The following is a 22,616-nucleotide window of genomic DNA, read 5'->3' as shown; positions in this document are numbered from 1 at the left end:
GAACGGATTGCCACGTCGGCCCGTTGGGCCTCCTCGCAATGACAGGTTACGGACGGGCTGGGAATTTTAAAATTTTGCTTGACAAGGGCAGCGCACGGTGGTAAACTATCCGAGTACAAGAAAGTAGGTACGGTTCCTCGTCCTCACCCCAGGCCAGAGCCAACGGGTCAACATGAAAATTTCGCCGGTTTTCCGGCGTTGTTTTGTTGCGATACGGGGGCCTTACCGGCAGCCGTATTTTTATTTTGTCTGGAGGTGCTTTCCCATCGCTAACACAGGTCATCAAACCAATGAAGAAATCCGGGATAAGGAGGTCCGCCTGATCTCTGATGCCGGAGAACAGCTGGGCATCGTGTCCGCGCAGGAGGCTCTGCGCATGGCAGAGGAGCAGGGACTGGATCTGGTGAAGATCTCTCCCAACGCCGTCCCTCCCGTGTGTAAGCTCATGGACTACGGAAAATATCGGTTCGAGCAGACCAAGCGCGAGAAGGAAGCCCGCAAGAATCAGCGCGTGGTGGAGATCAAAGAGGTTCGGATGTCCCCCAGCATTGACGTGAACGACTTCAATGTGAAGCTGAGAAATGCCCAGAAGTTTTTGTCCGAGGGCAACCGCTGCAAGGTAACGGTCCGCTTCCGCGGCCGCGAGATGGCGCATACCAACATCGGCCAGGACCTGCTGATGAAGTTTGCTGAGGATTGCGGCGAGATCGCTGTTGTGGACAAGAGCCCCAAGCTGGAGGGACGGCATATGTCCATCTTCCTGTCCCCCAAGCCTGCCAAAGATACGAAAAAGTAAGTAAAGGAGTTCTCTGTTATGCCGAAGATCAAGATCAAGACTCACAGCGGCGCCAAGAAGCGTTTTTCCCTCACCAAGAGCGGCAAGGTCAAGCGCGCCATGACCAAGAAGCGTCACCTGCTCAATGGCCACGGCAAGACCACCAAGCTGAAGCGGGCTCTGCGCGGCACCACCTATGCCGACAAAACCAATGAGGCCGCCATCAAGCGCATGATCCTGTATAAGTAAGAAGAGGGAGGGAACGAACAATGGCAAGAGTTAAGGGCGCGATGATGACGCGCAAGAGAAGAAACAAGATCCTGAAGCTGGCCAAGGGCTACTGGGGTTCCAAGTCCAAGCACTATAAGATGGCCAACCAGGCCGTGATGAAGTCCGGCGTTTACGCCTACACCGGCCGTAAGCTGAAGAAGCGTGACTTCCGTCAGCTGTGGATCACCCGGATCAATGCCGCCTGCAAGCTGAACGGCATGAACTATTCCACCTTCATGAACGGCCTGAAGAAGTCCGGCATCATGATCAACCGCAAGATGCTGGCCGAGCTGGCTGTGAACGACAAGGCCGCTTTTGTCCAGCTGACCGAGACCGCCAAGAAGGCCCTGGCCTGATTTTTGGCCCATTCTCCATATGCCTATTAACAGAGCTCTGCCCCCTGGGCGGGGCTCTGTTTTTCCTGTTGACGCAAAACGGAGGCGTTTATGAAAAAGAGATTTCTGGCTGTTCTGCTGTTGGCGGTCCTGCTGCTGCCCGGCTGCGGCGGAGAGAAACAGACGGCGTTTCAGGTGGGGGACAAGGTAGAGACCTATTGGTTTCAGTTCACCGTGGACCAGGTAAAGACTACCGACCGCTGGATGGACTATCAGCCCCAGGAGGGCGACCGCCTGGCGGTGTGCTATCTCACCCTGGACAGCACCTTCTCCGAGGCGGTGCCCATGAACTGGGCGGACTTTGTCCTGCGGTGGGGCGACGGCGAGGATGACGGGACCTGTCCCATCGAGTATCAGGGACAGGAGCAGCTGCCCGACGAGTATGACCTCGTCAAGGGGGAGGAGCGCACCGGCTGCCTGGTGTTTGAGGTGCCCCAGGGTGTGACCCAGGCCAAGCTGGTCTTTCAGGAGCTGTTCAACGAGGGGGACAGCGACAGCGTCTATACCGAAGGGGACACCTATTACGTGGACGTGGACCTGCCTATCTGACGAGAATAAGGCAAAACAAGACCGATGCACAGTTTATTTGGCTGTGCATCGGTCTTTTGCTGTCTTTGTATTTGTGTGGCGTTACGCCTGGACGGCGGGGGCGCTGTTTTTCTGCTTTTTCTTCCGGCCACGGCCCAGGTGGCTCAGGTTGTCGATGACGGAGTAGTAAACGGGGGTGAAGACCAGAGTGACGATGGTGGAGATCACCATGCCGGAGATCATGGTCACGCCCATGTCGCTCATCATCTCGTTGCTTTCCCCCAGGCCCAGGGCCATGGGCACCATGGCCAGGACGGTGGTGAGGGTGGTCATCATAATGGGCCGGATACGGAGGGGACAGGCGTGGAGAATGGCCGTCTCGCGGTCCTCGCCCATGCTGCGGCGGATCTTGATGTACTCCACCAGGATGATGGAGGCGTTGACCACCGTACCGGCCAGCATGATGATGGCCACTAGGGCGATCATGGACATGTCCCGCCCGGTGAGGGGCAGGGCGAACAGCGCCCCGGTGAAGGCCACAGGCAGGATGAGCATGACCATGACGGGCATGGCGAAGGACTCAAACTGCACGGCCAGCACGAAGTAGACCAGCAGCAGGGCCACGGCCAGGGCCAGCCCCAGGTCGCCGAAGCTGTCCATCATGTCCTCATAGGCACCGGCGGTCTGGGCGGTGTAGCCCTGGGGCAGGGTGTACTGGTCCAGAATTTCGTTGATGGCCTTGGTGATGGCGGCGCTGTCGCCACTGATGGTGTCGCCGGTGATGGTCACCTGGCGGGTCTGGTTGTGGCGGGTGATGCTCTGGGAGGCCTGCTCCACCGTGACATCGGCCACGGAGGACAGGGGCACGGTGCCGCCGTAGGCGGAGGAGACGGGCATGGAGCGCAGGGCATCCAGGCTGACGGAGGAGGCCCCATCGCCCTTGACCATCACGTCATACTCCTTGTTATTGATGGTCACCTTGGTGGCGGTGGCACCGGTGAGCTCGGCACGGACGGCGGCGCCCACAGTGGCGGCGGTGAGCCCATACTGAGAGGCGGCCTCCCGCTTCATGGTCACCCGCACCTGGGCCACCTTGTCGGCCAGGGAGCTCTCCACATTGATGGCGTCGGGCAGGGCGGAGATCTGCTGGGCCAGGTCGTTGGAGATCATCTCCAGGGTATCATAGTCGTCGCCCTGGATCTCCACATCGATATCGTCGCCGCTGGTGCTTCCCATGGACATGGAGGAGGCGGACACGGTGATCTCGCACCCGGCGATGTCCTGAAGGGCCGTGCGCAGGGCATCTACAATGTCAAAGGCGGAGCGGTCGCGGTCTGACTTGTCCACCAGATTCAGGCCCATGGTGACCGAGTTGCCCGCGGACATCATAGAGGAACCATTGCTGGCCAGGTAATACATCTCATCCAGCTCGGGTACCTCCCGCTGGACGATGGCGGTGACCCGGTCGGCGATGGCGGTGGACTCCTCCAGGGAGGAGCCGGTGGGCATACTGATAGACACGGACACGCTGCCCTGGTCCATGTCGGGGATCATGACCATCTTGGTGCTGGCCAGGGTGGCCGCAAAGAATACCACCAGACCTACCGAGACCAGCATCCCGATCTTCAGATGGCGGATGAAGAAGTTCAGCAGCCGCAGATAGACGGCGTTCAGCTTGGAGAGGAAGCCGGACAGGGGGTTCTTCTTGACCCCGGCGGCCTGTCTGGCCGCCTCCCTGGCCCGCAGCTTTTCCACCTTTTCCTCGGTGAGAGTGAAGTAGCACAGCAGGGGCACCAGGGTCAGGGAGATGAGCAGGGAGGCCCCGATGAGGGAGGCGATGGTCAGGCAGAAGTCCCGGAACATCTGGCCGGCGATGCCCCCGGAGAGCCCCAGGGGGACAAACACGGCCAGGGTGGTCAGGGTGGAGGCGATGACGGAGGAGGTGACCTCCTTGGTGCCGTCCACACAGGCGCTCATCCGGTCATGGCCCTCCAGGGCAAAGCGGTTGATGTTTTCCAGTACCACGATGGAGTTATCCACGATCATGCCCACGCCCATGGCGATGCCGCCCAGACTCATCATGTTCAGGGTCAGGTCAAACACGTTCATCAGCACGAACACGGACAGGATACAAACAGGCATGGAGACGCAGATGGTGAAGGTGGGGCCGCCCCGGCGCAGGAACAGAAAGACCACGATGGCGGCCAGCACCACGCCCTGGATGATGTTGCTGAAGGCGGCGTTTACCGACTGGCTGATATACTCCCGGGCGGAGTAGGGGATGGTGTATTGCAGGGTGGGGTCGTCGGCCTTCAGCTCCTCCAGGCGCTTTTCCACCGCCTGGGCGGCTGCCATTTCGTTGGCCCCGGACTGCTTGGACACCTGCAGCATCACGCAGCCGGTGTCCCCCACCTTGGCGATGGCGGTGGAATCCTCGTCCTCCAGGGCGACAGAGGCCACCTCGGACAGGCGGACGGTGCCGCCGGCGGGCAGGGCGATGATGGTGTTGGCCACGTCGTCCACCGACTGGAACTTGGCATCGGTGGAGACGGTGAGCTTTTGGGTGCCGTTTTGCAGGTCGCCGCCGGGATAGAGCAGGTTCTGCCCGGCCAGGAACTGGGAGATATAGGAGTTGGACAGGCCGAAGCCGGCGGCCTTGGCCGGGTCGATGCGCACGGCGATGTGCTGCTCGGTGCCGCCCATCACCTGCACCTGGGCCACGCCGTCGATGCGCTCCAGGGCGGGGGCGATGTCGTCCTCGGCCTTGGCCTGCAGCTGGGACAAGTCGTCGCCCACCAGGGCGATCATGGCCGTGGGCATCAGCTCGCTGATGTTGATGTTCACGATGATGGGGTCAGAGGCATCGTCCGGCAGGCTTACCCGGTCAAACTGCTCCCGCAGCTTGGTGGCGGCGATGTCCAGGTCGGTGCCCTCCAGATAGGTGATCTGGATGGTGCTCACGTTTTCGGCGGAGGTGGAGGTGATCTCGTCCACACCGGAGACGGACATGATGGCCGACTCCAGGGGCGAGGTGACCAGCTCCTCGATATCGCTGGGGTTTGCGCCCACATAGGTGGTCATGACCACGGCCATGGGCATCTCCATGTTGGGCATCAGGGCCATCTGCAGCCGGGTGCCGAACAGCACGCCGAAGATGACCACCATAATAACGGCCAGCAGGGTGGCCACTTTATGCTTGATACACGCCTTTGCAATATTCATCTGGCCTTAGTCCTCCCCGGAGACCACCCGAACGGCGGCTCCGTCGCTGAGATAGGACTGGCCCACGGTGACCAGCTGCTGCCCGGCGGACAGGCCGGAGGTGATCTCGGTGACACCGTTTCCGGTGAGGCCGGTGGTCACTTCGATGTACTTGGCGGTGTTGTCGTCCTGGACCACATAGACATACTGGGTGGAGCCGCTGGTGAGGATGGACTCGGTGGGTACCACGATGGCCCCGCTGGCGGTGTCGGTGTGGAAGGTCACGTCGGCGAACATGCCGGACAGCAGGCCGGACACGTCGCTGGGCACGGACACGGTGACGGTGTACAGCTTGGTCTGGGCGTTGGCCGCCTGCTCCACCGAGCGGATGGTGCCGGTAAAGGTCTGGCTGGCGGCGCTGACGGTGACATCCACGCTGTCGCCGATGGTCAGCTTAGGCACCAGGGCCTCGGACACGGACACGCTGATCTTCATCTGGTCCACCCCGTCGATGACGGCCACGGGCATGGAGGGGGAGACAAAGGCGTTCTCCTCGGCATTCAGGCTGACCAGAGTGCCGGAGATGGGGGCGATGACGTTGCCTGCCCCGTCCACGTTCTCCAGCACGGTGGACAGCTGCTCCACGTTGGACTTATAGCTCTGCATCCCCGCCTCCAGCTGGGACAGGGTGGAGTTTTTGGTGGCCTGGGCGGACTCCAGCTGCAGCTGGGCCTGGTCGATCTCGGTCTGAGAGGCGGCGCCGATCTCCTTCAGAGCCTTGAGATCGTTGACGTTTTTGGTGTACAGGGCGATCTGGCTGTCAAAGACGTTCTTCTGGTCCTGATAGCTCTGCACGGCGGAGTTATAGCTGATGTTGGCGGCGTTGTAAGAGGAGATGGTGCTGGCCAGGTCCAGGGTGCACAGCTTCTGCCCGGCGGAGACCATGTCGCCGGCATCCACATACACGGCGGTGCACTTGGCGCTGCTGGCCACGAAGACGGAGCTCTCGTTGTCAGAGACGACCTTGCCGGAGACCTTGTTCTCCGTAGAGATGGTGTCTGCAGTGACGGGCTGGACCTGGACGGCCACGCCAGTGGGGGTGTCGTCTGCGCTGCTGGAGGAGTCGCTCTTGCTGCCGCAGGCGGTGAGGGACAGGGCCATGGCGGCAGCCAGGGCCAGGGACAGGATGCGTTTTTGATTCATAATGTGTGGTTCCTCCTGAGTCTCAGTTCAAAATGCCGTGGTCCACGGCCCAGCGGTAGTTGTTATAGGCGGAGAACAGGTCGATGGCGGCACCATCCACCTTGTCCTGGGCCTCAGACACCTTGTCCTGGGCATCGGCCAGGGCGTTGTCCGACAGGTTGCCCAGATCGTGCTTCTTCTGGGCGGCAGCAAAGTTGTCCTGTTCGGTGGCCAGGGCGGTTTTAGCGGCCTGGAGCACCTGCTGATAGTCCTTCACCTGGAGATACAGGGTGCGGAAGCTGGTCTCAAAGCTCTGGACGGCGGCGTTGTATGTATACTGGGCGGCCTGCCACTGGTGCTGGGCGGCCACATACTGATACTTGCCCGTGCTGTACATATTGGCCTCGGCGGTGTCCTTAAAGTCGTCCCGGGCGTCGTCCAGGGTGCGCTGGGCGGCAAAGAGGGTGTAGCTGGCCTCCTTGGCGGCGGCCAGGTCCTTGTCCAGGTCCATGGCGGCCAGCTGCTGACCCGTCACCTGGGGCAGGCCCTGGAGCTTGATCTTGCCGGTGAGCTCTGCGCCGATCATCTGCTCCAGCTGGGTCTTATAGGTGCCGATGTTCATAGTCAGGGTCTCCTGGCCGCTGAGGGCGCTGGTGCGGCCGGCCTTGGTCTGCTCCAGAGTCAGGGCGGAGATCTGGCCCAGGTCATAGCGCAGGTCCAGCTCTTTGATGGTGCGGTCCAGGGCGGTGATGGAGCGGGACAGGGTCTGACCGTTCAGCTCCATCTCGGTCAGGGCGATGTAAAGGGATTCCCCCGCCATGGCCACCTGGTCCTGGGCGTTCTCCAGCTGACGGATGACGGCCTCGTTGTCCTCCTGCAGCTTGCCGTCCCGGATGTCGTCGAAGGTGTCCTTCAGGGATTCGTAGCTGCTGGACATGCTCTTGGCGGCAAAGGAATTGCCGCTGATGGTCATGAACCACTGGGCATCGGCGATGCTGTTCAGGCTCTTGCGGACATCGTCGCCCATCTTCTCATAGTCGATTGCATTGATGGCGTTGATGTTCTCCTCCAGAGAGAGGACGGACAGGTTGTTCTCCCGCAGGCGGCGGCTCACGTTGGCAAAGGAGACGGTACCCACCGCATCGGGGGGGATGATCTCCGGCTCCGGGTGCTCCTCGGTCTGGGAATCCTGGGTATCCTGGGCAGCCTGGTCCTCGCCGGCCTTGCCGGCCTGGCTGCTGTCGGCGGCGGTATCCCCGGAGGAGGCATCCTCGGGGGTGCCCCCCACGGCGGCGCTGCTGTCCGCCTGATCGGCCTGGGCGGACACAGAGCTGTCCGGCGCAGCGGAGCTGTCCGCCTCCCCGTCTGCCACGGCGGACACGCCGCACATAGTCAGGGTGAGGGCGGCGGCCAGAATGGCGGCGATGGTTCTACGATCTTTCATCATATTCCTCCTTAGATCACGATCTGGAATTCGGTTATTCAGAAATCGCCGGGGCCACAGCGCCCATGCGAATGATTTGCAGCCGCTGTTCCAGCAGCGCCCGCTGGTGTTCCCACTGCTCCGGGGCACGCAGGGTCTCCATCATGGCAGAGGCCAGGGGGGCGATGGTCAGGAAAAAGACATTCCCCACAAACTCCCGGTCCTGGCTGCGGTAGTTCCGATTGGAGACGTGGCGGAATATCTCCTGCTCAGAGACCTCCCGGTCGCTGCACATAAAGCGGTGAAAGTCCATACCGGGGTTTAGCTGGATGATGTGGATGAGCTTGGCGAGGACCGGGTCGGTGATGCCGCTGCGGTCTAAAAATCGCTCGAAGGCGATGACCACCGCCTGGAACAGGTCGCCCTCCACCTCGGCCAGGATGTTCCACATCAGCTTGGAAAAATAGTGCCGCATCCCCCCCAGCATATAGGCGGTCAGGTCCTCCTTGTCCGTGAAGTACTGATAAAAGCTGCCCCGAGAGATGTTGGCGGCGTGGATGATCTGGTTGATGGACGCATCGGCAAAGCTGACCCGGGAAAATTCCTCCCAGGCGGCGTCCAGCAATCGCTGCCGCTTCTCCTCCGGCAGACGGAAAAAGGTACTGCTTGGCATCGTCTCTCTCCTCAATGTGACAGGTTGTCATTGTGACAAGCTGTCACTTATTATACCCGGCAGATTTTCACCTGTCAATCGGTCAATCTGTTAAGGATATGTGAATCTTTTTGGGACCCTGCGGGGGAAGCGCCGGGGAGAGGTGAGCCGGCAATATAAGGGAGGAAACAGACCGGGGCCCATTGCGGATTAGAATGCGGGGGAGGCCATCCGCTGCAGAGACTTGCCGCTCCAACGGAAATGACACCCTTGACGATAAAAAAACAACGTCAAGCAGGAAATAAATGGGAAAAATCTGTGTGCCGCAACAATTTCATCTAAAAAGACGGAAAGAGCACCGTCAAAATACACAATATCGAGAGAGCGGCAAAAAAAGCCATGAAACTTTTTATAAAACACCGCTGAATTGTAATACATGTTATATTCTGCTGAGATGGGGAGGGGAACGGAGTGAAAAAATGGCGAAAAAACGCAGGAAAACTTGTGAAATAGTCGACAATTTTTCAACAAGAGACAACTTTCCTGTCGCATTTTTGCAGAGAGAACAGACTGGGGAAAAAACAGCTTGTGTACTTTTACGATTGACATTTGTTTTTCTGGAACCTATAATGAGCGACAAATCCAGGGCCGGACAGGACGGCCCCCGGCGGAACGGGCCGCCGGGCGGAGTGGATATTCCTATTCTATATAGGGTCCTTAGGAGGTTATCAAAATGAAAAAGTATCTTGCCATGCTTCTGGCCGGCGCCCTGAGCGTCAGCCTGCTGGCTGGCTGCGGCGGCAGCAACGGTTCTGACAGCGCCGCCTCTAACGCCGGCTCCGCTTCCAACGGCTCTGCCGATCAGAGCAGCGTCATCAAGATCGGCGGTATCGGCCCCCTGACCGGCTCTGCCGCCGTGTACGGCATCGCCACCAAGACGGGCGCTCAGGTCGCCGTGGATGAGATCAACGCCCTGGGCGGCCTGCAGTTTGCCCTGGACTTTCAGGATGACGAGGGCGATGCCGAGAAGGCCGTCAACGCCTATAACAACCTGAAGGGCAAGGGGATGCAGGTGCTGTACGGCACCACCACCACCACCCCCTGCGTGGCCGTGGCCGCCGAGACCTTTAACGACCGCATCTTCCAGCTGACCCCCTCCGCCTCCTCCACCAAGGTGACTGAGGGCCGCGACAACGTGTTCCAGGCCTGCTTCACCGACCCCAACCAGGGCAAGGCCGCGGCCAACTACATCAAGGAGCACAACCTGGGCACCAAGGTCGCTGCCATCTACAACAACGGCGATCCGTACTCCACCGGCATCTTCAACGCCTTCCAGGCGGAGGCCCAGGAGATCGGCCTGGAGGTCGTCTCCGCCAGCACCTTCCCCGACGACACCAATGCCGACTTTACCGTGCAGCTGGGCGAGGCCCAGAAGGCCGGTGCCGACCTGGTGTTCATGCCCATCTACTACACCCCCGCCTCCCTGATCCTGAACCAGGCCAAGACCATGGGCTATGAGCCCACCTTCTTCGGCTGCGACGGCATGGACGGCATCCTGGACCTGGAGGGCTTCGATGCCAGCCTGGCCGAGGGCCTGATGCTGATGACCCCCTTCAATGCCTGGGGCGAGGACGAGCGCACCGTGAAGTTCGTCAGTGAGTATCAGGCGCTGGCCGGCGGCATCCCCAACCAGTTCGCCGCTGACGGCTATGACTGTATCTATGCCATCTATCAGGCCTGCCAGCAGGCCGGTGTCACCGCCGACATGGGCCCCCAGGAGGTGTGCGAGAAGCTGACCAAGGTGTTTACCGACGGCTCCTTCGCCGTGGACGGCCTGACCGGCTCCGGCATGCACTGGCAGACCAACGGCGAGGTCTCTAAGGACCCCGTGGTGGTCAAGGTCGAGTCCGGCAAGTATGTGACCCAGTAACGGCCATCCTTAGTTCATCCATCTCAGGAGAGGACCGCCCCAACTGGCGGCCCTCTCCTGGCCGCATTTTCCCATGGCGAAAACGTCGGCGGGACCGGTATCTGCCGCCGAGGTTTTCGCTATGGGCCGCACCCGTTCCCGGGGCCGCACCCCGGCAAGAAAAGAGAGAGGTGAGTGGTTTGAGTATCCTCAACAACCTGATAAACGGCATCAGCCTGGGCAGCGTATATGCCATCATCGCCCTGGGCTATACCATGGTCTATGGCATTGCCAAGATGCTGAACTTCGCCCACGGCGACATCATCATGGTGGGCGCTTATATCTGCTTTTTCACCATGAGCAAGATGAGCAGCTCTCTGCTGGTGGGGGCCGTGGCCGGAACGCTGCTGGCCATGGCGGTGTGCACTGTGCTGGGCGTGGTCATCGAGCGGCTGGCCTATAAGCCGCTGCGCCAGGCTCCGTCTCTGGCTGTGCTGATCACCGCCATCGGCGTGAGCTATTTCCTGCAGAACAGCGCCCTGCTGCTGTGGACCTCCAACCCAAAGTCCTTCACCTCTGTGGTGGGCACCAACTCGGTCAAGCTGCTGGGGGGACAGATCACCGTGACCTATGCCGCCCTGCTCACTGTGGTGGTGTGCGTGGTGGTGATGCTGGGCCTGACCTGGTTTACCGGCAACACCAAGATGGGCAAGGCCATGCGGGCCTGCTCTGAGGATAAGTCCGCTGCCCAGCTGATGGGCATCGACGTGAACACCACCATCTCCATGACCTTTGCCATCGGCTCCGCCCTGGCGGCGGTGGCCGGCGTGCTGTTCTGCTCCAGCTATCCCAATCTGATGCCCACCACCGGCTCTCTGCCCGGCATCAAGGCGTTCACCGCCGCCGTGTTCGGCGGCATCGGCTCCATCCCCGGGGCCCTGCTGGGCGGCATTCTGCTGGGCATCATCGAGATCTTTGCCAAGGCGTTCAACACCAATATCTCTGACGCCGTGGTCTTCCTGGTGCTGATCGTGGTGCTGCTGGTCAAGCCCACCGGCCTTTTGGGCAAGGTGGTCCGAGAGAAAGTTTGAGGTGGCAGAGATGAAACAGACCGCATCCGCCAAGAGAAAGCTGGCGGGAAAATTCGTCACTTACGGCATCGTCATCGCCTTTTACGTCATCATCCAGGTCCTGAACGGGGCGGGGATGGTCTCCCCCTCCATCGCCGGGCAGTTGGTGCCCATCTGCGCCTATGTCACCATGGCCGTGTCCTTGAACCTGGTGGTGGGCTTCTCCGGGGAACTGTCCTTGGGCCACGCGGGCTTTATGAGCGTGGGTGCCTTCTCGGGCATTGTGGCCGCCATGTCCCTGCAGCAGGCCATCCCCAACGGCATCGCCCGGTTGGCAGTGGCCATGCTGGTGGGCGCAGTGTGCGCCGGTGTCGCCGGCGTGATCGTGGGCGTGCCCGTGCTGCGTCTGCAGGGCGACTATCTGGCCATCGTCACCCTGGCCTTTGGCGAGATCATCAAGAATATCTTTAATATCCTGTATGTGGGCGTGGATGCCGAGGGGCTGCACTTCTCCATCACCAACGAGGCCGCCCTGCACCTGGGGGAAGGGGGCATCTCCATTCTTCAGGGCCCCATGGGGGCCACGGCCAATGTGAAGCTGTCCACCTTTACGGTTGGCACAGTCCTGGTGCTTGTGTCCCTGTTTGTGGTGCTCAATCTGGTCCACAGCCGGGCCGGCCGGGCTATCATGGCCATGCGGGACAACCGCATCGCCGCCGAGAGCGTGGGCATCAGCGCCACCAAGTATAAGCTGATGGCCTTTGTCACCTCCGCCGTGCTGGCCGGTGCCGCCGGTGCGCTTTACGCCATGAACTACTCCTCTGTGGCCGCTAAGAAGTTCGACTTCAACGCCTCCATCCTGGTGCTGGTCTTTGTGGTTCTGGGCGGACTGGGCAACATCCGGGGCTCGGTCATCGCAGCGGCCTTCCTCACGGTCCTGCCGGAATTCCTGCGCAACCTGGGTCTGGACAAATACCGGATGCTGGTGTACGCTATCGTCCTTATCCTGGTGATGATCGCCACCAACAACGAAAATTCCAAGGAGTTCTTCGCGGGGCTGCGGCGCAAGCTGGTCCGCTCCGCCCCGGAGAAGGGAGTGGGTGACCGTGGCTAAGAAATTTGAAAAAGGAAAAATGGTCCCCGTGCCCAGCCACTCCATCGTGCCGGAGCGGGACCTGGGCAAGATGCCGGTGCTGGAGTGCCAGCACCTGGGCATCGACTTCGGCGGCCTGACCGCCGTGAACGAGTTCAACCTCACCGTGGGCCAGACGGAGATCGCCGGCCTCATCGGCCCCAACGGCGCGGGTAAGACCACCGTGTTTAACCTGCTGACCAAGGTGTACCAGCCCACCCGGGGTACCATCCTGTTAAACGGCAAGGACACCCACGGCATGTCTATCGCCCAGGCCAACCGGGCGGGCATCGCCCGTACCTTCCAGAATATCCGCCTGTTCAACAACCTGTCCGTGGAGGACAACGTGAAGATCGGCCTGCACAACCAGGTGCGCTATCCCATGTGGGACGGCGTGTTCCGCCTGCCGAAATTCTGGAAGCAGGAGAAGCTGGCCCACGAGAGCGCCATGGAGCTGCTGTCCATTTTCGACATGCAGGACCTGGCGGGCCACGAGGCGGGCTCCCTGCCCTATGGCGCTCAGCGCCGCCTGGAGATCGTCCGGGCCCTGGCCACCAACCCAAGCCTGCTGCTGCTGGACGAGCCCGCCGCCGGCATGAACCCCTCTGAGACGGCGGAGCTGATGGAGAACATCGTCAAGATCCGTGACACCTTCCACATCGCCATCATGCTCATCGAGCACGACATGAACCTGGTCATGGGCATCTGCGAGGGCATCTGTGTGCTGAACTTCGGCCAGATCATTGCCAAGGGTACCGCCGAGGAGATACAGGCCAATCCCAAGGTCATCGAGGCCTATCTGGGCAGCCAGAAGAAGGAGGGCAGCAAGGGATGAATACTATCTTAAAGGTAGACGACATCAACGTCTATTACGGGGCCATCCATGCCATCAAGGGCGTCTCCTTTGAGGTCAACGAGGGGGAAGTGGTCACCCTCATCGGGGCCAACGGCGCAGGCAAGTCCACCATTCTGAAAACGGTGGCAGGACTGCTGTCCTCCCGCACCGGCTCCGTCCAGTTTATGGGCAAGGACCTGGGGGGCATCCCCGCCCACAAGATCGTACCCATGGGCCTGGCCCTGGTCCCGGAGGGACGGCAGATTTTCCTGCAGATGACGGTGGAGGAGAATCTGCAGATGGGCGCGTTCACCCGCCCCGCCAGCGAATATGACGAGAGTATCGCCGACGTGTATCAGCGCTTCCCACGCCTGAAGGAGCGGCAGAGCCAGATCGCCGGCACCCTGTCCGGCGGCGAGCAGCAGATGCTGGCCATGGGCCGGGCGCTGATGTCCAAGCCCAGCCTGCTCATGCTGGACGAGCCCTCCATGGGCCTGGCCCCCATCCTGGTGGAGCAGATCTTTGACATCGTGCGGGAGCTGAACCAGCACGGCACCACCATCCTGCTGGTGGAGCAGAACGCCAACATGGCCCTGTCCGTGGCCCACCGGGGCTACGTGCTGGAGACCGGCAAGATCGTGGCCACCGGCACCGGAGCCGAGCTGCTGGAGGACGAGGCCGTGAAGAAGGCCTATCTGGGCGGCTGAAAGCGGACAAAATGACAAGATAAAAGGCAGACCTGCGGAAATTCCCGTGGGTCTGCCTTTTTATGCAAAAGCCAAAAAAGTTTTAGGAAAGGTTTAAATTTAGAAAAACACTTTGAAACCAACGGGAAAACTGATAGAATACAGACAGAAGAACAGGCACAGACCAGGAAAGGAGCGGCCATGAAAAAGGAATTTCAGGACAGGACCTATCAGGTGCTGGGCGTGATACTGCTCTTCACGTTCACGATCACAGCCGTCAGCGATCTCCTCTTCACCGGGGTCATCCGCACCGCCCTTGGGGCAGTGATTTTGGGATATGTCTCCGAGGTGCGGTTCAAAAAACCGGAGCTGAACGCAGAATACCCCCTGGCCTATCTCCAATACTTCTGGGTCACGGCAACAGTCTTCTGCCTGTGGAGCCTGCTGGCAGCCATGGAAGTCCGGTTGCCGACAGAACTGCTCCTGGGCACGTTTGCCCTTTTTCCCATCATCAGCCTTGGGGTGATCTGGAGAAAACGGGAGTATAAAATCGTCTCACCCTATGCGTTCGTGCAGATCGCTTTTTTCGTTGCCGTGCTGCTGGATCACGTTATCAATGCATAAAAGAAATGCGCTGTCTCCCCAGGGCCAAGCTCCCGGGGGACAGCGTGTTTTTTGTTTTACTTACCGGATGAAGTGGGGACCCACCGGGGTTCGAGCTGGGGGAGACCATATTTTTCCTTGCCCAGGGCGATGCTGCGCATGAGGAAGGTCATGTTCCGGGCCAGGGTGCGCATGGTCTGCTTGCCCTCCTCGTCCCGGTCGGCGTCGCCGGGGGCACGGCCGTGGATGGAGTTCCAATATTGGCTGGAGGCGATGGGCATGTTGGTGATGGTGAAAAACTTGTTCAGCTGGTCAAAGGTGGCAGAGCAGCCGCCCCGGCGGGCGCACACCACGCTGGCCCCCACCTTCATGGTCTTTTCAAACTGGGTGCTGTAGAACAGCCGGTCCAGCACGGCGATGAGGGTGGCGTTGGCGGAGGCATAGTACACGGGGCTTGCCACCACCAGGCCGTCGGCCTGCTCAAGCTTGGGGGCCAGCTGGTTGACCACGTCGTCAAAGACGCACCGGCCTGTCTCGGCGCACCGGTTACAGGCGATGCAGCCCCGCACGGACAGATGGCCCACCTGGACGACTTCGGTCTCCACCCCCTCGGACTGAAACACCCGGACCATCTCGTCCAAGGCGATGGCGGTGTTCCCGTGGGGCCGGGGACTGCCGTTTAGCAGTAATACGTTCATGTTCGATACCCCTTTCTGGGGAGTTAAACTCCCTGCGCTCCTCCAGACCATTCTAGCATGGGAGCCGGGGAGTTTCAAGGGAACCGGGGGGCCTGAAGGGCTCTCCACAAAATCCCCTCCGGCGGTGGACTCTCCCCGCAGACGGCGGCTCGCCAGCCGGGGCCGGAGTAGATGCGAAAGCACAGCCCGTCCAGCGCCAGCACCCCGGGGGCGGGCAGGGGGACCTTGATTTCGGCGATGGGGGAGGTGAGCCCTGCGCCGGTGTACTTGGCCCGGCTCTCTTTCAGGGCCCAAAGCTGGGCGAAGGCGGTCCACAGGTCGGGCTGCGTTTCCAGCCAGTCCCGCTCCGCCGGGGAGCATACCCGCTGGAGAATGCGGGGGCGGTGGGGGCCGATGATCTGAATGTCCACCCCGACGGGGCGGCTGTCCAGGGCGCACAGGGCATAGGGACCGCTGTGGCTCAGGTTGAACTGCCGCTCCGGCAGGTCGGGGAAGAAGGGCTTTCCGAATTCGGCCCGCTCTGCGGCGGGCAGGGGGGAGAGGTCCCAGTGCTCCGCCGCCGCCAGGGTCAGCAGCCGGTGGGCCTGGTCCCGGCGGGTCAGGCCGTCTGCGCCGTACAGGATCATAAGCACCCTCCTGAAAATTTTCCACATAAATGCCGCCGGCGGTGGAAAACTAGTTGAAAATGATGAAAGGCAGGCTTCTGCGGTGAACATCACAAAGGAAGAGTATGCTGCCCTTGTCAGGCAGCGGGCCCAAAAGTCCCCTCTGGGCCGGGATATGGCCTGGGCCTTTTTGGTGGGCGGGGCCATCTGCGCCCTGGGGCAGTATCTGTTGGGATTTTACCGGCGCCTGGGGCTGGACCAGGACATGGCGGGCACGGCCGTATCAGTCACCCTCATCGGGGCGGCGGCCCTGCTTACCGGCCTGGGCTGGTTTGACAAGCTGGCCAAGCGGGCGGGGGCGGGGACCCTGGTGCCCATCACCGGCTTTGCCAACGCCATGGTCTCCCCGGCATTGGAGTTCAAGACCGAGGGTCTGGTGGCGGGCACGGCGGCCAAGCTGTTCACCGTAGCCGGCCCAGTGCTGGTCTTCGGCATCAGCGCCAGCGTGGTATATGGGCTGGTATATTATTTTTTATTATAATGGAAATGCGGAAAAGTGCAAGCTTGCGATCACGCCAGCAGTCCCTTCTGTTCCAGGAAGAGAGCTGGAGCATAGAAGAAAAGCGGGCGCTGATGGGAAGAACATCAGCGCCCGCTTGTGCTGTGCGGAGAGCGGGTGGACGCAAAGTTGACACGCTGCTGTCCACCGTGATAGAATAACCGCTGTACCCCGGAAACACTGGATATTCCCTGCTTTTCTGCGGGTTTTCGGATTTTTGCGGGAGCCATTCTATGATCGACCGGAACGATACCGCCGGATGTCCGGCGGGGTGCAGAGGAGGAGCACAAATGAGCCGTGAATTGACCCGGTGCCAGCGCATCGAGCAAAGCATTCTGAAAACATATCGCAAGGAGCTCTGGAGGCCCTTTACCCATGCCATCCGGCGCTATCAGCTCATCCGGCCCGGGGACAAGATCGCCGTGTGCATCTCCGGGGGGAAAGACTCCATGCTCATGGCCAAGCTGATGCAGCTGCTGCAGCGGTTCAGCGACTTTCCCTTTGAGGTGCGCTTTCTGGTGATGGACCCGGGGTATAACGAGGTCAACCGCCGTAAGATCGAGAGCAACGCCGCCCTGCTGGAGATCCCCGTCACCATCTTCGAGACCGATATTTTCCAGGTGGCAAACAGTACCGAAAAGTCCCCCTGCTATCTGTGCGCCCGGATGCGCCGGGGCCACCTGTACAGCAAGGCCAGGGAGCTGGGCTGCAACAAGATCGCCCTGGGCCACCACTTTAACGATGTGATCGAGACCACGGTGCTGGGCATGTTCTTCGGCTCTCAGCTCCAGGCCATGCCGCCCAAGCTGCACAGCACCAACTTTTCCGGCATGGAGCTCATCCGGCCCATGTACTGCATCCACGAGGACAGCGTCATCGCCTGGCGGCGGTATAACGACCTGGAGTTTATCCAGTGCGCCTGCCGCTTCACAGAGAGCTGCGCCGCCAGCGGCGGCGGCTCTAAGCGCCAGGAGGTGAAGGAGCTGCTGCGGCGGCTGAAACAGGACAACCCCGACATTGAAAAGAGCATCTTCAACAGCATCCACGCCGTCAGCCTGGACACCATGATCGGCTATAAGACCCACGGGGAGCTGCACTCCTTCCTGGAGGGCTATGACGAAAAGCCCCCGGTGGAGGAATCCGAGGGCGAGGAATAAAGGAGAGAGAAGCATGAGCGGCTATCAGGACATCGATTTTCAGCAGGCCCGGGACATCCTGGACCGGGAAGCGGACAGCGTGCTGCTGGACGTGCGGGAGGAGGAGGAGTTCATCACCGGCCACCCCATGGAGGCTGAGCTGCTGCCCCTGAGCACCCTGGGGCCTGCCACGGCGGCGGAGGTCATCCCCGGAAAAGACAGCCCCGCCCTGGTCTATTGCCGCAGCGGCATCCGCAGCCGCCAGGCCGCCGAAAAGCTGGTCCAGATGGGCTACACCCGGGTCTACGATCTGGGCAGCTTAGTCGGCTGGCCCTATGGGATGGTGTAAACGAGCCTTTCCGCAATGATGATGCGCCCCTGCTGATCGGAATTGCCTCCGAACAGCGGGGGCTTTTTGCCGAAAATTTCTCTAAAGGTACGTTTAAAAACGCTTTCTATGCAGAAAAATATCCACTTTAGCACGATGATTTGATGATAAAATGGCGGAATATCGGTGATTTTATCCACAAACCGGCCCTTCGTTAAAATGCTGGCCCTTCGGTACTTTTGAAAAAACAGTCTGATTCATATTGACAGACGGGGTTCTGGGCTTTATAATAAGTTTAAATTGAAACGGCAGTTGTGCGACAAAAAATAAAAGGCATCGTGCTTTTTATTTTATTTTTTAAATCGGCTGTATACAGGACGAATACCTGGGGAATACACAAAGAAAACAGCGCTTCTTGACGGGAGCGGTTCTTTTTCAGCAGATCCTGTATACAGCGTGGATGAAGCTTGCATAACTGCATATTGATACATTGCTTTCGCTATATTATTTTAAAGGAGGAACTGCAAATGCCGATCCTGCTGCAAGAGGACCTGGAACGGCCCCTGCCCCCCATGTATTGGGTTAGACAGCAGTTCAACGACGAGGTGCTCACCGATGTGGTGGGTGCGGTGAAGGAGCAGCTGGCCCGGCCCGAGGTGGCCGGTCTGGTAAAGCCGGGAGCCCGCGTGGCTGTGGCTGTGGGCAGCCGGGGCATCCGGGACCTGTTCCCCGTGGTCCACACCACGGTGGAGTGTCTGAAGGCCCTGGGGGCCAAGCCCTTCATCGTCTCCGCCATGGGCAGCCACGGCGGCGGCACGGAGGAGGGCCAGCGGGAGGTGCTCTCCGGCTATGGCATCACCGAGGAGAAGCTGGGCATCCCCGTGGTCACCACGGTGGACACCGTGCTGCTGGGCCATGCGGCCAACGGACGGCCCATCTGGTTTGACCGGGCGGCCTACGAGGCCGATCTGATCGTCCCCATCAACCGGGTGAAGCTGCACACCGACTTTGTGGGTCCCCTGCAGAGCGGCCTGTGCAAGATGCTGGTCATCGGTCTGGGCAACCACAAGGGCTGCTCCGCCGCCCACGAGGAGGACTCGGACCACTTTGCCGCCATGCTGGAGGAGACCGCCGGGATCATCCTGGAGAAGGCCCCCATCGGCTTTGGCGTGGCCATTCTGGAAAACGCCTATGACAAGACCCGCCGCATCGAGGCCGTCCCCGCCAAGGGCTGGATCGAGAAGGAGAAGGAGCTGGTCCAGGAGGCCAAGGCCAACATGCCCTGCATCATGCTGCCCCAGGCGGATGTGATCGTCTGCCAGGAGATCGGAAAGGATGTTTCCGGTGCGGGCTTCGACCCCAATATTCTGGGCCGCAGCTCGGTTCTAAAAACCTTTGTCCTGCATATTCCCAAGTATCAGCGCTTGGTGCTCAACAGCGTCACCGCCGCCAGCCACGGAAACGGCATCGGCGTGGGCCTATTCGACGTGATCACCAAGCAGGTGGCCGAGCATCTGGACCTGGAGGCCATGTACGCCAACGCCATCGCCTGCAACTGTCTGGGAGATGCCAACATCCCCTGCACCGTGGAGGACGAGGCCACGGCCATCCGGGTGGCGCTGAAATGCTGCCGGGGCATTGACCGGGACGACCCCAAGATCATCCGCATCCAGAACACCCTGCATCTGAAATATATCCAGGTCTCCCGGGCTCTGCTGCCCGATGTGGAGGCCGACCCCCGGCTGACCCTGGTGGACGGACCGGAGGACTGAAAAAACGAAACCAGCCATAAGCTCTGAAATATGTATGCAATTTAAAGGGAGGAAACGACATGATCCTGAACGATGAACAAAAGGCCATGCTGAACGGTGACCTGGGCGAGGGCGCGGCCTACGCCATGAAGATCCAGTTTGCCCTGGGCGAGGCGTTTGATGCCCAGCGCATGGTGCCCATCAAGCGGGCCCACGTTGCCCTGAGCAACCAGGACGGCGACCTGTGGTTTGCCGAGAAGCTGGTGAAGGCGGGTGCCCACTGCAAGGTGGCCCCCACCGTGAACCCCGGCTTCTGCACCGGTCACTTCACCGGTGCCTGCGGCCACCCCGCCGATGCCGAGGACATCGCCCACATGATCCGCACGGACAACGCCTATCGGGCCCTGGGTGCGGTGCTGTCTTACAACTGCACCCCCTACATCGCCACCAACGTGCCCAACTTCGGCGAGGTGTGCGCCTTCTCCGAGTCCAGCGCCACCCCCTATGTGAACTCCGTGTGGGGCGCTCGCTCCAACCGTGAGAGCGCCAACAGTGCCCTGTGCGCCGCCATCACCGGCTATGTGCCCGAGTATGGCCTGCTGCTGGACGAAAACCGCAAGGGCGACATCCTGGTCCGGGTGGAAGCCGACATGAAGACCCCCTATGAGTACCACCTGCTGGGCATGATGGGCGACAAGATCGGCGAGGGCATCCCCGTCTTTACCGGCCTGCCCCACACCATCTCCGCCGAGGCCCTGCGCAACCTGGGCGCTCAGCTGAACACCTCCGGCGCTTACGGCATGTACCACATCGTAGGCTGCACCCCCGAGGCTCCCACCGTGGAGGTTGCTCTGGGCGGCAAGAAGCCCAAGTACGAGGTGGTCATCACCAACGAGGACCTGCAGAACGTGGAGGCTACCTTCAGTGACAAGCGGGACAATGATAAGGTGGACTTTGCTATGTTCGGCTGCCCCCACTTCACCCTGGAGGAGGCCCAGCACATCGCCGAGGGCGTGAAGGGCAAGAAGCTGGCCATCCCCATGTACATCCTGGTCTCCAGCCATGCGCTGCAGATGGCCCAGCGTATGGGCATCGCCGACGTGCTGGCCGAGGCCGGTGCCGAGATCATCGCCGACAGCTGCCCCGACCAGCCCTGCTGGCACTATCTCAAGGGCAAGGTGGGCATCACCGAGTCCCCCAAGTGCGCCTATTATCCCCGCCGCCGTGGCATTCACTTCATCATCCGTGACCTGGACACCTGCATTCAGGCCGCTCTGACTGGGGAGGTAAAGTAAAATGAGCAAGCGTTATTCCTGCCACAAGATCTCCGAGGGCAAGGCCCAGGCCGAGGCCATCAAGACCCATGACCGCATCATGTTCTATCAGGTCCGTCCCGAGGACGGCGTGATGGAGGAGAAGGACCACGAGCTGGTGGGCCGCTCCATCGCCCAAAAGGTGCTGCTGTTCCCCGGCGGCAAGGGCAGCTCTGTGGTGCAGCAGGACGGCCTGTATCACCTGGACCGCTTCCACAACATGCCTGCGGCCCTCATCGTTCAGGACCCCGACCCCGTGCTGGTGGCCGGCGCCATCATCATGGAGATCCCCATGGTGGACCGTCTGCCCCAGGAGTTCTATGACGCCGTGAAGGACGGCGACCAGATCCTGGTCAATGCCGACGAGGGCTATGTAGAGGTCCTGTAAGGCAAAATTGAATTTTGGCCGGGCCTATGGCTTGGGGCCCGGCTGAGAGATAGATACCCTGTTTGATCCCGCAAATTTGCTTCAACATTCCAAATCACAACGATCACAAGGAGGAAACGAATCATGAAAAAAGCTCTTGCCCTTGCCCTGGCTCTGGCCACTGCCCTCTCCCTGACCGCCTGCGGCGGCGGCGCTAAGACTCCTGCCGCTTCCGGCAGCGGCAGCACCGCCAACAATGGCGGCGGCAACGCCTCCACCGTCCTGAAGGTGGCCCACGTGGAGGCCGAGGACCGCTCCACCCACAAGGCCCTGCTGGAGTTTGAGAAGGAGGTCGAGGAGAAGTCCGACGGCCGCATCGACGTTCAGATCTATCCCAACGCCGAGCTGGGCGGCGACGAGGAGCTGTGCGAGGCCGTGGCCATGGGCACCATCCAGATGGCGCTGCCCTCCACCTCCGTGCTGACCTCCTACAACGAGGAGATCGGCGTGCTGGATATGCCCTATCTGTTCAAGGATTCTCAGAGCGCCTTTGACGCCCTGGACGGCGACCTGGGCAGCCAGATCAGCGAGTGGATCGCCGGCAACGGCTTTGTCAGCCTGGGCTACACCTATAACGGCCCCCGCTGCACCACCAACAGCGTTCACCCCATCAGCACTCCCGCCGACCTGGCCGGCCTGAAGATCCGCGTGATGAGCTCCCCCGTGTTCATCCGCATGTACGAGGTGCTGGGTGCCAACCCCACCCCCATGAGCTTCTCTGAGGTGTTCACCGGCCTGCAGCAGAACGTCATCAACGGCCAGGAGAACCCCCCCACTCTGATCTATGCCTCCGGCTTCCAGGAGGTCCAGAAGTACCTGACCCTGGATAACCACGTCCACAACTTCCTGGCCGTGCTGACCAACGAGAACTGGCTGAACAGTCTGAGCGCCGACGACCAGCAGCTGGTGAAGGACTGCGTGGCCGAGATGGTCACCACCCAGCGCAGCATGGAGCTGGAGGACAACGATGCCGTTGTGGCCAAGCTGCAGGATGCCGGCATGGAGGTCAACGAGCTGACTGACGAGCAGTACCAGGCCTTTGTGGATGCCGTGCAGCCCATGTACGACGAGTATAAGCAGCAGTGGGGCACCGAGATCTTTGATCTGGCTACCTCCTACAACAAGTAAGCACCCCTGA

At 60.8% G+C, this 22,616-nt stretch carries 25 protein-coding genes; 17 read left to right on the top strand and 8 right to left on the bottom strand.

What is annotated here, in order from left to right; all coding sequences use genetic code 11:
• Nucleotides 1-265 precede the first annotated feature (265 nt).
• From infC to H8S55_RS01665, 4 genes are all read left to right on the top strand, one after another.
• Nucleotides 266-796 carry a translation initiation factor IF-3 gene (gene infC, locus H8S55_RS01680; protein WP_147561938.1) on the top strand — a complete coding sequence of 177 codons (531 nt, stop codon included), beginning with the start codon at nt 266-268 and terminating at the stop codon, nt 794-796.
• A gap of 18 nt (nt 797-814) precedes the next feature.
• Nucleotides 815-1,024, top strand: a complete 210-nt coding sequence (gene rpmI / locus H8S55_RS01675; protein WP_008981480.1) for a 50S ribosomal protein L35 — start codon at nt 815-817, stop codon at nt 1,022-1,024.
• 20 nt (nt 1,025-1,044) lie between these two features.
• On the top strand, nt 1,045-1,401 hold the full coding sequence (gene rplT / locus H8S55_RS01670; RefSeq protein WP_186877534.1) for a 50S ribosomal protein L20: 357 nt from the start codon (nt 1,045-1,047) through the stop codon (nt 1,399-1,401).
• 90 nt (nt 1,402-1,491) lie between these two features.
• A complete protein-coding gene (locus tag H8S55_RS01665) occupies nt 1,492-1,989 on the top strand; it encodes a DUF4352 domain-containing protein (RefSeq protein WP_186877533.1) in 498 nt (165 codons plus the stop codon).
• 81 nt (nt 1,990-2,070) lie between these two features.
• On the opposite strand, the gene H8S55_RS01660 is transcribed toward H8S55_RS01665, so the two are convergent.
• From H8S55_RS01660 to H8S55_RS01640, 5 genes are all read right to left on the bottom strand, one after another.
• Nucleotides 2,071-5,190: an efflux RND transporter permease subunit gene (locus tag H8S55_RS01660; RefSeq protein WP_186877532.1), complete on the bottom strand. Its 3,120-nt coding sequence runs from the start codon at nt 5,188-5,190 to the stop codon at nt 2,071-2,073.
• 6 nt (nt 5,191-5,196) lie between these two features.
• Complete coding sequence (locus tag H8S55_RS01655; protein ID WP_186877531.1) at nt 5,197-6,372, bottom strand: efflux RND transporter periplasmic adaptor subunit; 1,176 nt, start codon at nt 6,370-6,372, stop codon at nt 5,197-5,199.
• A 22-nt stretch (nt 6,373-6,394) separates the two neighbouring features.
• Nucleotides 6,395-7,795: a TolC family protein gene (locus H8S55_RS01650; protein ID WP_186877530.1), complete on the bottom strand. Its 1,401-nt coding sequence runs from the start codon at nt 7,793-7,795 to the stop codon at nt 6,395-6,397.
• 34 nt (nt 7,796-7,829) lie between these two features.
• Nucleotides 7,830-8,447 carry a TetR/AcrR family transcriptional regulator gene (locus H8S55_RS01645; RefSeq protein ID WP_186877529.1) on the bottom strand — a complete coding sequence of 206 codons (618 nt, stop codon included), beginning with the start codon at nt 8,445-8,447 and terminating at the stop codon, nt 7,830-7,832.
• A 189-nt stretch (nt 8,448-8,636) separates the two neighbouring features.
• Nucleotides 8,637-8,864: a hypothetical protein gene (locus tag H8S55_RS01640; protein WP_186877528.1), complete on the bottom strand. Its 228-nt coding sequence runs from the start codon at nt 8,862-8,864 to the stop codon at nt 8,637-8,639.
• 295 nt (nt 8,865-9,159) lie between these two features.
• Here H8S55_RS01640 and H8S55_RS01635 point away from each other — a divergent pair, with 295 nt between their 5' ends.
• The 6 genes from H8S55_RS01635 to H8S55_RS01610 all read left to right on the top strand — a co-directional run bounded on the left by H8S55_RS01635 (nt 9,160) and on the right by H8S55_RS01610 (nt 14,682).
• On the top strand, nt 9,160-10,356 hold the full coding sequence (locus H8S55_RS01635; protein ID WP_186877527.1) for an ABC transporter substrate-binding protein: 1,197 nt from the start codon (nt 9,160-9,162) through the stop codon (nt 10,354-10,356).
• A 179-nt stretch (nt 10,357-10,535) separates the two neighbouring features.
• Nucleotides 10,536-11,426, top strand: coding sequence for a branched-chain amino acid ABC transporter permease (locus tag H8S55_RS01630; protein ID WP_186877526.1), 891 nt, complete (start codon nt 10,536-10,538; stop codon nt 11,424-11,426).
• 10 nt (nt 11,427-11,436) lie between these two features.
• Entirely contained in the window at nt 11,437-12,519 is a 1,083-nt protein-coding gene (locus H8S55_RS01625) for a branched-chain amino acid ABC transporter permease (protein ID WP_147561782.1), read from the top strand.
• Nucleotides 12,520-12,589: 70 nt separating this feature from the next.
• Entirely contained in the window at nt 12,590-13,372 is a 783-nt protein-coding gene (locus H8S55_RS01620) for an ABC transporter ATP-binding protein (protein WP_436233133.1), read from the top strand.
• Nucleotides 13,369-14,079, top strand: coding sequence for an ABC transporter ATP-binding protein (locus H8S55_RS01615; RefSeq protein ID WP_186877525.1), 711 nt, complete (start codon nt 13,369-13,371; stop codon nt 14,077-14,079). Before H8S55_RS01620 ends, H8S55_RS01615 begins: the two co-directional genes overlap by 4 nt.
• A 180-nt stretch (nt 14,080-14,259) precedes the next feature.
• Nucleotides 14,260-14,682: a hypothetical protein gene (locus H8S55_RS01610; RefSeq protein ID WP_186877524.1), complete on the top strand. Its 423-nt coding sequence runs from the start codon at nt 14,260-14,262 to the stop codon at nt 14,680-14,682.
• A gap of 56 nt (nt 14,683-14,738) precedes the next feature.
• Here the strand turns inward: H8S55_RS01610 and H8S55_RS01605 are convergent, their stop codons facing one another.
• Complete coding sequence (locus H8S55_RS01605) at nt 14,739-15,359, bottom strand: flavodoxin family protein (RefSeq protein ID WP_186877523.1); 621 nt, start codon at nt 15,357-15,359, stop codon at nt 14,739-14,741.
• A 74-nt stretch (nt 15,360-15,433) separates the two neighbouring features.
• Entirely contained in the window at nt 15,434-15,985 is a 552-nt protein-coding gene (locus H8S55_RS01600; protein ID WP_186877522.1) for a 4'-phosphopantetheinyl transferase family protein, read from the bottom strand.
• Nucleotides 15,986-16,067: 82 nt separating this feature from the next.
• Here H8S55_RS01600 and spoVAC point away from each other — a divergent pair, with 82 nt between their 5' ends.
• The 3 genes from spoVAC (at nt 16,068) to H8S55_RS01585 (ending at nt 18,008) form a co-directional block, all read left to right on the top strand.
• Nucleotides 16,068-16,505, top strand: coding sequence for a stage V sporulation protein AC (gene spoVAC, locus H8S55_RS01595; RefSeq protein WP_186877521.1), 438 nt, complete (start codon nt 16,068-16,070; stop codon nt 16,503-16,505).
• A 308-nt stretch (nt 16,506-16,813) separates the two neighbouring features.
• Nucleotides 16,814-17,680, top strand: a complete 867-nt coding sequence (locus H8S55_RS01590) for a tRNA 2-thiocytidine biosynthesis TtcA family protein (RefSeq protein ID WP_186877520.1) — start codon at nt 16,814-16,816, stop codon at nt 17,678-17,680.
• A 13-nt stretch (nt 17,681-17,693) separates the two neighbouring features.
• Complete coding sequence (locus H8S55_RS01585) at nt 17,694-18,008, top strand: rhodanese-like domain-containing protein (RefSeq protein WP_186877519.1); 315 nt, start codon at nt 17,694-17,696, stop codon at nt 18,006-18,008.
• On the opposite strand, the gene H8S55_RS01580 is transcribed toward H8S55_RS01585, so the two are convergent.
• Nucleotides 17,993-18,187, bottom strand: coding sequence for a hypothetical protein (locus tag H8S55_RS01580; protein WP_186877518.1), 195 nt, complete (start codon nt 18,185-18,187; stop codon nt 17,993-17,995). The genes H8S55_RS01585 and H8S55_RS01580 overlap by 16 nt on opposite strands.
• 327 nt (nt 18,188-18,514) lie before the next feature.
• On the opposite strand from H8S55_RS01580, the gene H8S55_RS01575 reads away from it, so the two are divergent.
• The 4 genes from H8S55_RS01575 (at nt 18,515) to H8S55_RS01560 (ending at nt 22,606) form a co-directional block, all read left to right on the top strand.
• Nucleotides 18,515-19,759, top strand: a complete 1,245-nt coding sequence (locus H8S55_RS01575) for a nickel pincer cofactor-dependent isomerase, group 22 (protein WP_147560723.1) — start codon at nt 18,515-18,517, stop codon at nt 19,757-19,759.
• 59 nt (nt 19,760-19,818) lie between these two features.
• On the top strand, nt 19,819-21,033 hold the full coding sequence (locus tag H8S55_RS01570) for an aconitase X catalytic domain-containing protein (protein WP_147560721.1): 1,215 nt from the start codon (nt 19,819-19,821) through the stop codon (nt 21,031-21,033).
• Nucleotide 21,034: 1 nt separating this feature from the next.
• Nucleotides 21,035-21,439, top strand: coding sequence for an aconitase X swivel domain-containing protein (locus tag H8S55_RS01565; RefSeq protein WP_147560719.1), 405 nt, complete (start codon nt 21,035-21,037; stop codon nt 21,437-21,439).
• A gap of 123 nt (nt 21,440-21,562) precedes the next feature.
• Nucleotides 21,563-22,606, top strand: coding sequence for a TRAP transporter substrate-binding protein (locus H8S55_RS01560; RefSeq protein WP_186877517.1), 1,044 nt, complete (start codon nt 21,563-21,565; stop codon nt 22,604-22,606).
• Nucleotides 22,607-22,616: the final 10 nt, after the last annotated feature.

Source organism: Flintibacter faecis, from assembly GCF_014287875.1.
Classification (GTDB): Bacteria; Bacillota; Clostridia; order Oscillospirales; family Oscillospiraceae; genus Lawsonibacter; species Lawsonibacter faecis_A.
Note: the sequence above shows the minus strand (reverse complement) of the source record. Positions and strands in the feature narration are given on the sequence as shown.

Bases quoted from the DNA above. Each gene is read 5' to 3' on its own strand.
- rpmI (WP_008981480.1), top strand. From the start codon at position 815: ATGCCGAAGATCAAGATCAAGACTCACAGCGGCGCCAAGAAGCGTTTT.
- rplT (WP_186877534.1), top strand. From the start codon at position 1,045: ATGGCAAGAGTTAAGGGCGCGATGATGACGCGCAAGAGAAGAAACAAG.
- H8S55_RS01665 (WP_186877533.1), top strand. From the start codon at position 1,492: ATGAAAAAGAGATTTCTGGCTGTTCTGCTGTTGGCGGTCCTGCTGCTG.
- H8S55_RS01660 (WP_186877532.1), bottom strand. From the start codon at position 5,190: ATGAATATTGCAAAGGCGTGTATCAAGCATAAAGTGGCCACCCTGCTG.
- H8S55_RS01655 (WP_186877531.1), bottom strand. From the start codon at position 6,372: ATGAATCAAAAACGCATCCTGTCCCTGGCCCTGGCTGCCGCCATGGCC.
- H8S55_RS01650 (WP_186877530.1), bottom strand. From the start codon at position 7,795: ATGAAAGATCGTAGAACCATCGCCGCCATTCTGGCCGCCGCCCTCACC.
- H8S55_RS01645 (WP_186877529.1), bottom strand. From the start codon at position 8,447: ATGCCAAGCAGTACCTTTTTCCGTCTGCCGGAGGAGAAGCGGCAGCGA.
- H8S55_RS01640 (WP_186877528.1), bottom strand. From the start codon at position 8,864: ATGTATTACAATTCAGCGGTGTTTTATAAAAAGTTTCATGGCTTTTTT.
- H8S55_RS01635 (WP_186877527.1), top strand. From the start codon at position 9,160: ATGAAAAAGTATCTTGCCATGCTTCTGGCCGGCGCCCTGAGCGTCAGC.
- H8S55_RS01625 (WP_147561782.1), top strand. From the start codon at position 11,437: ATGAAACAGACCGCATCCGCCAAGAGAAAGCTGGCGGGAAAATTCGTC.
- H8S55_RS01620 (WP_436233133.1), top strand. From the start codon at position 12,590: ATGCCGGTGCTGGAGTGCCAGCACCTGGGCATCGACTTCGGCGGCCTG.
- H8S55_RS01615 (WP_186877525.1), top strand. From the start codon at position 13,369: ATGAATACTATCTTAAAGGTAGACGACATCAACGTCTATTACGGGGCC.
- H8S55_RS01610 (WP_186877524.1), top strand. From the start codon at position 14,260: ATGAAAAAGGAATTTCAGGACAGGACCTATCAGGTGCTGGGCGTGATA.
- H8S55_RS01605 (WP_186877523.1), bottom strand. From the start codon at position 15,359: ATGAACGTATTACTGCTAAACGGCAGTCCCCGGCCCCACGGGAACACC.
- H8S55_RS01600 (WP_186877522.1), bottom strand. From the start codon at position 15,985: ATGATCCTGTACGGCGCAGACGGCCTGACCCGCCGGGACCAGGCCCAC.
- H8S55_RS01590 (WP_186877520.1), top strand. From the start codon at position 16,814: ATGAGCCGTGAATTGACCCGGTGCCAGCGCATCGAGCAAAGCATTCTG.
- H8S55_RS01585 (WP_186877519.1), top strand. From the start codon at position 17,694: ATGAGCGGCTATCAGGACATCGATTTTCAGCAGGCCCGGGACATCCTG.
- H8S55_RS01575 (WP_147560723.1), top strand. From the start codon at position 18,515: ATGCCGATCCTGCTGCAAGAGGACCTGGAACGGCCCCTGCCCCCCATG.
- H8S55_RS01570 (WP_147560721.1), top strand. From the start codon at position 19,819: ATGATCCTGAACGATGAACAAAAGGCCATGCTGAACGGTGACCTGGGC.
- H8S55_RS01565 (WP_147560719.1), top strand. From the start codon at position 21,035: ATGAGCAAGCGTTATTCCTGCCACAAGATCTCCGAGGGCAAGGCCCAG.
- H8S55_RS01560 (WP_186877517.1), top strand. From the start codon at position 21,563: ATGAAAAAAGCTCTTGCCCTTGCCCTGGCTCTGGCCACTGCCCTCTCC.